Annotated in this window: 8 protein-coding genes; 7 read left to right on the top strand and 1 reads right to left on the bottom strand. The window is 65.0% G+C overall.

The window, feature by feature from the left end; all coding sequences use genetic code 11:
• The first annotated feature begins 29 nt into the window (after nucleotides 1-29).
• On the top strand, nucleotides 30-5,744 hold the full coding sequence (locus TQ98_RS18070; RefSeq protein ID WP_044870289.1) for an EAL domain-containing protein: 5,715 nt from the start codon (nucleotides 30-32) through the stop codon (nucleotides 5,742-5,744).
• 44 nt (nucleotides 5,745-5,788) lie between these two features.
• Here TQ98_RS18070 and TQ98_RS18075 read toward each other — a convergent pair whose 3' ends face one another.
• Entirely contained in the window at nucleotides 5,789-6,496 is a 708-nt protein-coding gene (locus tag TQ98_RS18075) for a TetR family transcriptional regulator (RefSeq protein WP_044870290.1), read from the bottom strand.
• Nucleotides 6,497-6,611: 115 nt separating this feature from the next.
• On the opposite strand from TQ98_RS18075, the gene TQ98_RS18080 reads away from it, so the two are divergent.
• The 6 genes from TQ98_RS18080 to TQ98_RS18105 all read left to right on the top strand — a co-directional run bounded on the left by TQ98_RS18080 (nucleotide 6,612) and on the right by TQ98_RS18105 (nucleotide 12,658).
• On the top strand, nucleotides 6,612-8,162 hold the full coding sequence (locus tag TQ98_RS18080) for an NAD(P)/FAD-dependent oxidoreductase (protein ID WP_044870291.1): 1,551 nt from the start codon (nucleotides 6,612-6,614) through the stop codon (nucleotides 8,160-8,162).
• Nucleotides 8,159-9,040 (top strand): SDR family NAD(P)-dependent oxidoreductase, encoded by an 882-nt coding sequence (locus TQ98_RS18085; protein ID WP_044870292.1) that lies wholly within the window; start codon nucleotides 8,159-8,161, stop codon nucleotides 9,038-9,040. Before TQ98_RS18080 ends, TQ98_RS18085 begins: the two co-directional genes overlap by 4 nt.
• 371 nt (nucleotides 9,041-9,411) lie before the next feature.
• Nucleotides 9,412-10,320, top strand: coding sequence for a glutamate/aspartate ABC transporter substrate-binding protein (locus tag TQ98_RS18090; RefSeq protein ID WP_044870293.1), 909 nt, complete (start codon nucleotides 9,412-9,414; stop codon nucleotides 10,318-10,320).
• A 195-nt stretch (nucleotides 10,321-10,515) separates the two neighbouring features.
• Entirely contained in the window at nucleotides 10,516-11,262 is a 747-nt protein-coding gene (locus TQ98_RS18095) for an amino acid ABC transporter permease (RefSeq protein ID WP_044870294.1), read from the top strand.
• Nucleotides 11,259-11,927 carry an amino acid ABC transporter permease gene (locus tag TQ98_RS18100; RefSeq protein ID WP_177410184.1) on the top strand — a complete coding sequence of 223 codons (669 nt, stop codon included), beginning with the start codon at nucleotides 11,259-11,261 and terminating at the stop codon, nucleotides 11,925-11,927. The genes TQ98_RS18095 and TQ98_RS18100 overlap by 4 nt, the downstream gene beginning before the upstream one ends.
• Complete coding sequence (locus TQ98_RS18105; protein ID WP_044870295.1) at nucleotides 11,924-12,658, top strand: amino acid ABC transporter ATP-binding protein; 735 nt, start codon at nucleotides 11,924-11,926, stop codon at nucleotides 12,656-12,658. Before TQ98_RS18100 ends, TQ98_RS18105 begins: the two co-directional genes overlap by 4 nt.
• Nucleotides 12,659-12,748: the final 90 nt, after the last annotated feature.

Genomic DNA, 12,748 nt, shown 5'->3' on the forward strand with positions numbered 1-12,748 from the left:
GACAGCCCCAGCCAACGGACGGCGCCCCCATGGCCAACCACAACCCCAACCGCAACCTCAGCTTCCAGGTCTACCTGCACTGCCTGGCGTTCGCCCTGATGGCCCTGGGCTGCGTCAGCCTGATCGCCTACCTGTTCGAATCGAACCCGGCCCGCCACGAACTGGTGCTCCTGCCCGACAGCGCCCTGCTCACCATCCTCGCCGGGGCAGCCCTGCTCACCGCCACCCGCGGCATTCGCCGGTTGTCCCTGTTGGCCAGCCTGGCGCTGCTCGCCCTCGCCGGCTACAGCCTCGGGCACAACATCCTCACCGGCGGCAGCGAGCATGGCCGCTCACTGATCAGCGGCTACTGGCGGGTCCGCAGCGAACTGGCCATAGTCGCCTGCCTGTTCGGCCTGGCCATGCTCCTGGCCGTGACGCGCCACGGCGGCCGCTGGCTCAGCCAACTCTGCGGCCTCACCCTGATCGGCCTTGCGCTGACGTCCCAGCTGTCCCTGCTGGGCGCCAGCCACGCGCTTGCACGCTTCGCCCTCCGCCCTGAATCCGGGCATGTCGCCAACCTCTTCGTCACCCTGCTAGGGGCCTCCGTGCTGGTGCTCTGCGCCCTGCCGGAGGACCGCCGGCGCCTGCTCGACCGGCGCAGCATGGTCACCGGGATGCTGGGCACCCTCGCCACCTGCATCGGCTGGTTCCTGCTCAGCCAGAACGAAATCGCCACCCTCAATGCCCACAGCCACCAACTGCTATTGCGCGCGCAGTCTTCCATCGAGAACACCCTCACCGTGCGCCTGCAGCTGGTGCAGCGCATGGCGGAGCGCTGGCAGAGCCTTCACAGCCTGCCGAACGAGGCCCTCTGGGAGCAGGAGGCCGGCAGCTACTTGCGGGACTTCCCCAACATCAACCTGATCACCCTGCTCGACCCCGAGCTCAGGCCGCTCCGTCAGAGGGTCCGCCATGAACAGGCCGATGACTGGCTGAAGCGCTTCCTCGCCCAGAACGACGTGCGTGACTGGCTGCTACAGGTGGGCCAGGGCAGCCAAGCGCAGATGAGCGCGGCACAGAATTTCAGCTCGGACAACAGCGTCACCCTGGTGGCGACTCCCGTGCACATCGAAGGCCAGCCCACCGCCCTGCTGGTGGCCAGCCTGAACATCGGCGCCACCCTGGACAGTCAGTTGGGACGCGACCTGGACGGCTTCGTGCTGGAGGTATTCGAAGGCTCAAGGCGCATCTACGAGTCCCGCACCGGCGGCGACGGCCGCAGCCTGTTCCCAGTGGGAGAACAGAGCACTGACCTGGGCCCCGAGGGCCGCTGGCGGATGCGCACCTTCCAGACCCTGCCGCGCCAGGACTACGCCACCGTTTACTTGCCGCCGCTGTTCATGCTCTTCGGCCTCTGCTTCACCTTCCTGCTGATGGTCAGCCAGAGCTTTGCCCGCCTGGCCATCGAACGCAGCCAGCGTCTGCGCGAAAGCAATCGTGAACTGGAGCTGAGCCTGCAACACCAGGCCCGCCTGCAGATGCAGAACCAGCGGATCATGGACCACTCCATGGACGTGCTCTGTTCCATGGACGAGGACGAGTGCTTCACCCAGGTCAGCCCCTCCTGCCATACCGTGCTCGGCTACTGGCCCGAGGAGATGATCGGCCGCCGCTTCACGGAGTTCGTCCTGGCCGAAGACCGCGAGCGCACACGGGGCGACATCCAGGCGATCATCGATGGCGAATCCTGGGAGGCGGTCCGCAATCGCTGCCAGCGCAAGGATGGCAGCGTGGTCCACCTGCTCTGGTCCATCGGCTGGTCTGAAAGCGAGCGCACCCTCTTCGCCGTCGCCCACGACATCACCGGCCTGGTGCGCCACGAAGCCTACGCGGAAGACCAGCGCGACATCCTCAGCATGATCTCCACCGACCAGCCGCTGCCGGACATCCTCAAGGCCATCTGCCTGATGAGTGAAACCCTGCAGCCCGCCACCCTGTGCTCGGTGCTGCTGGTGGATGGCGACCATAAACGCCTGCGTCTCGGCGCTGCGCCGAGCCTGCCGCATAGCTACCGGCAATCCCTCGACGGCTTGGCCATCGGGCCGCTCGCGGGCGCTTGCGGCACCGCCGTGTTCCGCCGGCAGATGGTGGTCAGCACCGACATCCGCGAAGACCCGCTCTGGCACGAACACCGCGACCTCGCCCTGCGCCATGGGCTGCACGCCTGCTGGGCGATCCCGTTGATCTCCCACCACGGCGACGTACTCGGCACCTTCGCCGTCCAGCTGCGCCAGCCCTGTGCGCCGGACGACGAGGCGCTGCAATTGATCGGCACCGCCGGGCAACTGGCGGCCATCGCCATCGAGCGGCAGAACGATCGCCTGCGCCTGCAGGAAAGCGAACAGCGCTACCGCTCGCTCTTCATCTTCAACCCCGACCCGGTGTTCTCCTTCGACCGTGAAGGGCGCTATCTCAGCCTCAACCAGGCCGGCAGCGAACTGATCGACTACCGCGCCGCGGAGCTGATCGGCCAACCCTTCTCCACCCTGGTGCTGGACGAGGACATCGGCCGCGTGCACCAACATCTGCGCGCCGCCCTCGACGGTACGGCGCAGCACTATGAGGTCCGTTGGCGCAGCCGTGCCGGCCAGGTTCTCGAACTGGACATCACCAACCTGCCCATCGTGGTCGAAGGGGAAATTGTCGGGGTATTCGGCATCGCCAAGGACATCGGCGAACGCAACCGCATGACCCGCACACTGCGCGAAACCCTGGCCCAGTCCGAGCGCAAGGCCCAGCAGTTGCGGGGCCTCAGCGAAACCGCGCTGCGCATCGGCGGCATCCTCGATACCCGCGCCCTGCTGGAGTTCATGTGCGAACAATTGCGCTTGCTGGTGGGAGCCCACCAGTCGCTGCTGGGCCTGGCTGAGGCACCGGGGATGGAAGCGGTGTCCCTGTCCGCCAAGTACCAGGCCTGGGAAGCGCCGCACTTGTCCGCCAAGGGCCGGGCGCTCAGCAACCGCGCCGGCGCCGGCTACCAGCCGGTCCTGCTGACCCGTGCCGAACTCGCCGTCCCCGGCGACCAGGCCAGCGGCCAACTGCCCCTGAAAGGTTGGCTCGCAGTGCCCCTGGTCGACCATGGCGGGCGCAAGCTCGGCCTGCTCCAGCTCTCCGACAAGTTCGACGGCGACTTCGACCAGGACGATCTCGCCATCGCCCAGCAGTTCGCCCAGATGGCGGTGGCCGCCCTGGAAAACATCCGCCTGGTCCAGCAGGTGCTTTCCGGCGAGCAGCGCCTGCAGGAGCAACTGGACTTCACCTCGGCCATCACCGACAGCGTGGGCGAGGGCCTGCTGGCGGTGGATCGCCAGGGCCGCCTGAACTTCGTCAACCCCGCCGGCGCCGAACTTCTCGGACAGAGCGTCGAGGCCCTGCTGGGCCAAGCCCTCGCCGAGCACCTGCCGCTGGACCTCTACAGCGCGCCGGTCACTGGCAGCCGCCATGGCGAAGTCAGCCTGGCGGGCGACCGCCATATCGCCTACGACTGCGCGCCGCTGCTGCACCCCCAGACCCTCGGCGGCTGGGTCATCGCCTTCCGGGACGTCAGCCGCGCCAAGGAATCCGAGAAGCAGCTGCGCATCCTCCAGCGCAGCATCGAGGCCAGCTACAACGGCGCGCTGATCTGTGATGCCAGGGCCGACGACCTGCCCATCATCTACGTCAACCCGGCCTTCGAGCGCATCACCGGCTACACCGCCGGCGAAGCGCTGGGCAACAACTGCCGCTTCCTTCAGGGCGCCGACCGGGAGCAGCCGGGCGTCGCCGAAATCCGCCATGCCCTGACGGAAAAGCGCGAGGTCCACGTGGTCCTGCGCAACTTCCGCAAGGACGGCACGCCCTTCTGGAACGACCTCTACATCGCCCCGGTGCCCGACGAGCACGGCGAGATCACCCACTTCATCGGCGTGCAGAACGACATTTCCGTACAGAAGCGCGTGGAGTCCGAACTGGCCTACAACGCCAGCCACGACGTACTCACCGGCCTGCCCAACCGTTCCCTGATGGAGGACCGTCTGCGCCAGGGCTACCAGATCAGCCAGCGCTACCAGCGCAAACTGGCGGTGATGTTCATCGACCTCGACGGCTTCAAGCCCATCAACGACTCCATGGGCCACAGCATCGGCGACCAGATCCTGGTGGAAGTGGCGCGCAGATTGAGCCAACTGGTACGCCCTGGCGACACCGTGGCGCGCCCGGGGGGTGACGAGTTCATCCTGATCCTGCCGGACCTCGCCCGCGAAGAAGACGTGCTGCAGGTGGCCGAGCGCGTCATCGACGGCATCGCCCGGCCCTACTCCATCGCCGGCGGCGAGCTGCACATCACCGCCAGCCTGGGCATCGCCCTCGGCGAACTGGGCATGCAACAGCCGATGCAGCTGATCCAGCAGGCGGACCTGGCCATGTACAAGGCCAAGAAGCAGGGGCGTAACTGCTACCAGTGGTACACCACCGATCTGGAGCAGAAAGTCGGCGAGCGCGTGACCCTGCGCAACGAGCTGCAGAAGGCCATCGAGGCCAACGCCTTCATGCTCTATTACCAGCCACAGATCGACGGCCGCAGCGGCCGCGTCATCGGCTTCGAGGCCCTGCTGCGCTGGCAGCACCCGCAGCAGGGTTTCATCTCCCCGGCCGAATTCGTGCCGGTGGCCGAAGACACCGGGCAGATCATCCCGCTGAGCGAATGGGTGTTGGCGACCGCGTGCCGCGACTGCCGGGAACTGCTCGATCGCGGCATGACCGGCACCGTGGTGGCGGTGAACATCTCGGCGGTGCACTTCCAGCGCAACATCTTCGTCGACACCGTGAGGCGCGTCCTCGAAGAGACCCGTCTGCCCGCCGAACTGCTGGAACTGGAGATCACCGAAACCGTGTTGCTGGACAACGCCGAACGCGCCATCGCCACGCTGCAAGCCCTCAAGACCCTGGGCGTGCGCCTGTCCCTCGATGACTTCGGCACCGGTTTCTCCAGCCTCAACTACCTCAAGCGCCTGCCCATCGACAAAGTGAAGATCGACCGGGCCTTCGTCCAGGAGATCATCAGCGACCTCCACGACGCCGCCATCACCCAGGGCATCATTTCCATGGCCCACCACCTGCGCCTGCGGGTGATCGCCGAAGGGGTGGAAACCGAATCCCAGTTCGCCTTCCTGAAGAAAGGCCACTGCGACATTTTCCAGGGCTACTACTTCGCCCGGCCCATGCCCTTCGAGCAACTGGACCGGTTCCTCCACGAACACCACAAGAGCCCGGCGGCCTACCTGGAAACCCGCTCGGGGACGAGCAGCGCCCAGACCCTGCTGTTGCTGGACGACGAGGAGAACATCCTCCGCGCCCTGACCCGCGTGCTGCGCCGCGACGGCTACCAGATCTTCACCGCCACCCGCGCCCAGGACGCCTTCGCCCTGCTGGCCAAGCACGATGTCCAGGTGATTCTCTCCGACCAGCGCATGCCGGAAATGAGCGGCACCGAGTTCCTCAGCCGGGTCAAGGACCTGCACCCGGACACCGTCCGCATCGTGCTGTCCGGCTACACCGACCTGAAGTCCGTGACCGACGCCATCAACCAGGGCGCCATCTACAAATTCCTCACCAAACCCTGGGACGACGAACAGCTCCGCGCCGTGATCACCCAGGCGTTCCTCCACCACAGCCAGGCCAAGACCAAGGAAGAGAACGCGACGGTGGAAAACGATGGCGAATAGTGAGGGGCTTGGGCTTTTCGTAGGATGGGTGCGGAAGGTTCTGCCTACACCGCCCCCACCGCCTGCAACACACTGGCGCCGGTGAAGAGGAACAGCACCTGCTCCTCCGCCTCCGCGCGAATGACGTCGCGACGTTCCGGCTCGCCGATGTAATCCAGGGACAGCTGGAACAGGTTGCGGCTGATCAGCCGTGACACCCGCCGCACCACCGGCTCGGCCACCAGCGCGGGCAGCAGCTTGTACTCGCGGATGTCCTCCGCCATATCGGCGGCAAAATCGTCCATGACCTCCCCCAGCGCGGCCCGCAGCACCGGTGATGCGCCGTGGAGTTCACGCACGCCGATGATGAAGGCCTCGGCATTGCCGTCGACGAAATCGAAGAACAATTGCACGGTCTCGTGGCATACCCGCCGGCCACGGCCGAGGTCGATGCCCATCAGTTTCGGCGTCCCGTCCCCTTCGCCCTGCACGGCACGCGCCGCCGCTTCCCGCCGCAGATCGCACAGGGGCTGGCGCAGTTGGGTGGCGATGCTGCGGATGATCGCCAGGCCCAGGTCGTCCACATCCTTGAAATGGCGATAGAAGGTGTTGGGGTTCAACCCGGCCTCCCGCGCCAGCTCCCGCAGGCCCAGGCTGCTCAGGCTACGGCTCCGGGAACCCAGGCGCAGGGCGGCTTCCATCAGCAGGCGCTTGCCGGGTGCATCGGGAACAGGTTCGCGCGACTGCTGCTCGTCGCCGCTGGCGGAATTCATGTCTGGCCCTACCTAAGGTTGGTTGTGACGGCGTTGGATTGCCGGAGAGTATACAGATGTCTACCTTGGTATACAGCTGTATACGCCGCAACTAATAAGAACAGGAGCTCGGCCAATGAATGCGTCAGCCTCACCCCGCCCCTCTGCCCGTCACTGCAAGATCGCCATCATCGGGTCCGGCTTCTCCGGCCTCGGCATGGCGATCCGCCTGAAGCAGAAGGGCGAGAACGATTTCCTCATGTTCGAGAAGGAGGCCGGCATCGGCGGCACCTGGCGGGTGAACAACTACCCGGGCTGCGGCTGTGATGTGCAGTCCCACCTCTACTCCTTCTCCTTCGAGCCCAACCCGAACTGGACGCGGATGTTCGCCAAGCAGGAGGAGATCAAGAGCTACCTGGAAGGCTGCTGGGAGAAGTACCGCCTGCAGGACAAGACCCTGCTCAGAACCGAAATCACCCGCGTGGCCTGGAATGACGTGGACGAGCTGTGGCAGATCGAGGATGCCGCCGGCAACCACTACAGCGCACAGTTCGTGGTGTCCGGCATGGGCGCCCTGTCCACCCCGTCGATCCCGGCCCTGAACGGCCTGGAGAATTTCCAGGGAGCACGCTTCCACTCCCAGCAGTGGAACCACGACTATGATCTGACCGGCAAGCGCGTGGCGGTGGTGGGCACCGGCGCCTCCAGCATCCAGTTCGTGCCGCAGATCCAGAAGCAGGTGGCCCAGCTCGACCTCTACCAGCGCACCGCGCCGTGGATCATGCCCAAGCCCGACCGCGCCATCAGCGAGGGCGAACGCTCGCGCTTCAAGCGCTTCCCCTTCCTGCAGCAACTCTGGCGCGGCGCCATCTACGCCATCCTCGAAAGCCGCGTGGTGGGCTTCGCCCTGACGCCGAAGGTGATGAAGCTCGCCGAGCTGGTCGCCAGGGGCTACATCAAGCGCAAGATCAAGGACCCGGTGCTGCGCGCCAAGGTCACCCCCGACTACACCATGGGTTGCAAGCGGGTGCTGATCTCCAACGATTACTACCCGGCCCTGACTCAATCGAATGTCGACGTGATCACCGACGGTATCCGGGAAATCCGCGCCAACAGCATCGTCGCCGCCGACGGCAACGAGCGCGAGATCGACGCCATCATCTTCGGTACCGGCTTCACCCCCAGCGATCCCCTGCCCCGCGGCGTGGTCTTCGGCCGTGGTGGCGTCGACTTGCTGGATACCTGGCCCGAGGGGCCCGAGGCCTACAAGGGCACCATGACCGCCGGCTTCCCCAACCTGTTCTTCCTCATGGGACCGAACACCGGGCTGGGCCACAACTCCATGGTCTACATGATCGAATCGCAGATCCATTACGTGCTGGGCGCCCTCGACCTGCTGGGCGAGCGCCGCCTGCGCAGCCTGGAGGTCAAGCGCGAGGTACAGGACCGGTTCAACGGCAAGCTCCAGGGCAGCCTGGGCAACACCGTGTGGAATGCCGGCGGTTGCAAGAGCTGGTACCTGCATCCGGTGAGCGGCCGCAACTGCACCGTCTGGCCCGGCTTCACCTGGCGCTTCCGCCTGCTGACCCGCAACTTCGACCCGGCGGCCTACCACTTCAGCCGCAACGTGCCGGTGCACGCCGCCCAGGGCCCGCTGCAACTGTCCACCCAGGAGGTGCCGGCATGAAATCCTTCGAAAACAAGGTCGCCGCAATCACCGGCGCCGGCTCCGGCATCGGCCGCGCACTGGCCTGCGCACTGGCCCGCCAGGGTTGCCATCTCGCCCTGGCCGACGTGAACGCCGACGGCCTGGCGGAAACCGCTGACCTGGTCCGCAAGCTCGGCGTGCAGGTCACCGAAACCCGCGTCAACGTCGCCGACCGCGACGCCGTACATGCCTGGGCCGAGCAGGTGGTGCTGGACCACGGCCGGGTCAACCTGATCTTCAACAACGCCGGTGTCGCCCACGCCGGTACCGTGGATGGCAGCGACTACTCGGAATACGAGTGGATCATGAACATCAACTTCTGGGGTGTGGTGTACGGGACCAAGGCCTTCCTGCCACACCTGAAGGCCAGCGGCGAGGGCCATGTGGTCAACGTCTCCAGCGTCTTCGGCCTGTTCGCCCAGCCGGGGATGAGCGCCTACAACGCCACCAAGTTCGCCGTGCGCGGCTTCACCGAGTCCCTGCGCCAGGAACTGGACATGGAAGGTTGCGGCGTGTCCGCCAGCTGCGTGCACCCCGGCGGCATCCGCACCAACATCGCCAAGACCGCCCGGATGAACGACAGCCTGGCCAAGGTCACTGGCCAGGAAGCCAGCCACGCCCGCCAGCAGTTCAACGACCAATTGCTGCGCACCAGCCCGGACAAGGCCGCAGAGGTGATCCTGCGCGGCGTGCTGCGGGACAGCCGGCGCATCCTCATCGGCGCCGACGCCTGGGCCCTGGACGGCATGCAGCGCCTGCTGCCCACCCTCTACCAGCGACTGGTCACCACCTCCATGCGCCTGGCGGCGAAGTTCGCACCCAAGCCAAGAGCGGAGGTGTCCAAGGCTGCGGAGTGATCCGGACGGGATCGTAGGTTGGTGCTGAGCGCAGCGAAGCCCAACGCAGCGAGGCTGGCCCCTGCACCGTTGGGCCTCGTTCCTCGGCGCCAACCTACGTGTCTGCATAGCGAATGAATTAACCCCCACAAAGTGACCCCAGAGTCATTCGTTCGGAAACCCGAACGACGTTCGACACCCATATTCGGAAGGCCGGACAGGGCGAAAATCCCGTTAGCACCCTACCCAAATAAAACTCTTTTATTTCAACAACTTAACTATAGATCCAGCAAACCATACAGCTGGCACACATCCTGCCAATACAGATCCCCGACGGACGCGAACTCCTACTCGCGCCGAATAAGAACAAACATCATCGAGGACTGTCGTTCATGCGTATGCTCCCCAAGATTCTGGCCACCGCTATCGCAGCAACCCTGATTTCCGCTCCGGCCTTCGCCGCCGAGCTGACCGGTACCCTGAAGAAGATCAAGGAGACCGGCACCATCACCCTCGGTCACCGTGACGCCTCCATCCCCTTCTCCTACCTCGGCACCGAACCGGGCAAGCCCGTCGGCTACTCCCACGACATCCAGCTGAAAGTGGTCGAGGCCATCAAGCAGGAACTGGGCATGCCCGAGCTGAAGGTCCGCTACAACCTGGTGACCTCCCAGACCCGCATCCCGCTGGTGCAGAACGGCACCGTGGACCTGGAGTGCGGCTCCACCACCAACAACCTGGAGCGCCAGAAGCAGGTCGGCTTCTCCGTGGGCATCTTCGAAGTGGGCACCCGCCTGCTGTCCAAGAAGAGCGCCAGCATCAATGAGTTCGAAGACCTGAAAGGCAAGAACGTAGTGACCACCGCCGGCACCACTTCCGAGCGCCTGCTCAAAGCCATGAACGCCGAGAAGCAGATGGGCATGAACATCATCTCGGCCAAGGACCATGGCGAGTCCTTCCTGATGCTGGAATCCGGCCGCGCCGTGGCCTTCATGATGGACGACGCCCTGCTCTACGGCGAAATGGCCAAGGCCAAGAAGCCGGATGACTGGGTCGTGACCGGCAAGCCGCAGTCCTTCGAAATCTACGGCTGCATGGTTCGCAAGGACGACGAAGCCTTCAAGAAAGTGGTCGACAAGGCGATTGCCGACACCTTCGCTTCCGGCGAAATCAACGGCATCTACGACAAGTGGTTCACCCAGCCCATCCCGCCGAAGGGCCTGAACCTGAACTTCCCCATGAGCGAAGAGCTGAAGAAGCTGGTCGCCAACCCCACCGACAAGTCGGCTGAAGAAATCTGACCTGTCGCGCTTCTCTCCTGGCGGGAGAGAGGCCGCTCTTCTCCCCTCTCCCCCTGGGAGAGGGGCCGGGGGTGAGGGAAGTTGGGCCCTGCTCGCAGTAAGCCCTCTCCCCAACCCTCTCCCTGAATGGAGAGGGAGTTTCCCCCTCCACTGCCTTCAACCGCAGACAGATCGACCTGATAGGGGACAACCCTGATGAATTACAACTGGGACTGGGGCGTGTTCTTCAAGTCCACCGGGATTGGCACTGAAATCTACCTGGACTGGTTCGTCACCGGCCTGGGCTGGACCATCGCCATCGCCCTGGCGGGCTGGATCATCGCCTTGATGCTGGGCGCGCTGCTCGGCGTGATGCGCACCGTACCGAACCGCTGGGTCTCCGGCGCCGCCACCGTCTACGTGGAACTCTTCCGTAACGTGCCGCTGCTGGTGCAGCTGTTCCTCTGGTACTTCCTCGTACCGGACCTGCTGCCCGAGCCGCTGGAAATCTGGTTCAAGCAGGACCTCAATCCGGCCACCTCGGCCTACCTGAGCGTCGTCGTGTGCCTCGGCCTGTTCACCGCCGCCCGTGTCTGCGAGCAAGTGCGCACCGGTATCCAGGCACTGCCCAAGGGCCAGCTCGGTGCCGCCCGCGCCATGGGCTTCCGCCTGCCGCAGATCTACCGCTACGTGCTGCTGCCCCAGGCCTTCCGCATCATCATTCCGCCGCTCACCAGCGAGTTCCTCAACATCTTCAAGAACTCCTCCGTGGCCTCCCTGATCGGCCTGATGGAGCTGCTGGCCCAGACCAAGCAGACCGCCGAGTTCTCCGCCAACCTGTTCGAGGCCTTCACCCTGGCCACCCTGATCTACTTCACCCTGAACATGAGCCTGATGCTGCTCATGCGCATGGTCGAGAAGAAGGTGGCGGTGCCCGGCCTGATCTCCGTAGGGGGTAAATGATGGATTTCAGCGCGATCATCCCTGCCCTGCCGGGCCTGGCCGACGGCCTGCTGATGACCTTCCAGCTGATGCTGCTGGGCGTGTTCGGTGGCGTGGCCCTGGGCACCGTCCTGGCCCTTATGCGCCTGTCGCACAACCCGATGCTGTCGAAGATTGCCGGGGTGTACGTCAACTACTTCCGTTCCATCCCGCTGCTGCTGGTCATCACCTGGTTCTACTTCGCGGTGCCGTTCCTGCTGCGGGCGATCACCGGTGAAGACACCCCGGTCGGCGCATTCACCTCGTGCCTGGTGGCCTTCATGATGTTCGAGGCGGCGTATTTCTGCGAAATCGTCCGCGCCGGCATCCAGGCCATCCCGAAAGGCCAGATGGGCGCCGCCTCGGCCCTGGGCATGACCTACGGCCAGAGCATGCGCCTGATCATCCTGCCCCAGGCCTTCCGCAAGATGACCCCGCTGCTCCTGCAGCAGAGCATCATCCTGTTCCAGGACACCTCGCTGGTTTACACCGTGGGCCTGATGGACTTCCTCAACGCCGCCCGTTCCCGTGGCGACATCATCGGCCAGCCCCATGAGTTCCTCATCTTCGCCGGCCTGGTCTACTTCAGCGTCAGCTTCATCGCTTCCCAGCTGGTCAAACTCCTGCAGAAAAGGTTAGCCGTATGATTTCCATCAAGAACGTCAACAAGTGGTACGGGGACTTCCAGGTGCTGACCGACTGCAGCACCGAGGTGAAGAAGGGTGAAGTCGTGGTCGTGTGCGGCCCGTCGGGCTCCGGCAAGTCCACCCTGATCAAGTGCGTGAACGCCCTGGAACCCTTCCAGAAGGGCGACATCGTGGTCGACGGCACCTCCATCGCCAACAAGGCCACCAACCTGCCCAAGCTGCGTTCCCGCGTCGGCATGGTGTTCCAGCACTTCGAGCTGTTCCCGCACCTGTCCATCACCGAGAACCTGACCATCGCCCAGACCAAGGTGCTCGGCCGCAACAAGGACGAAGCCCTGGAAAAAGGCCTCAAGCTGCTCGACCGCGTCGGCCTCAAGGCCCACGCCCACAAGCACCCCGGCCAGCTCTCCGGCGGTCAGCAGCAGCGCGTGGCCATCGCCCGCGCCCTGGCCATGGACCCGGTGGTGATGCTGTTCGACGAACCCACTTCGGCGCTGGACCCGGAGATGGTCAACGAAGTGCTGGACGTGATGGTCGAGCTCGCCCAGGAAGGCATGACCATGATGTGCGTGACCCACGAAATGGGCTTCGCCCGCAAGGTGGCTGACCGCGTGATCTTCATGGATCGCGGGCAGATCGTCGAAGACTGTGCCAAGGACGAGTTCTTCGGTGACGTCAACGCCCGTTCCGACCGCGCCCAGCAGTTCCTCGCCAAGATCCTCCAGCACTGATCGTTGGGCTTCGCCAAGGCTCTGCACCCACCTGCGCTCGAACTCCGCAGGTTGGCGCAGAGCGAAGCGAAGCCCAACATTGACCGCCGC

Origin of the sequence: Pseudomonas sp. LFM046 (assembly GCF_000949385.2) — a bacterium.
Classification (GTDB): domain Bacteria; phylum Pseudomonadota; class Gammaproteobacteria; order Pseudomonadales; family Pseudomonadaceae; genus Metapseudomonas.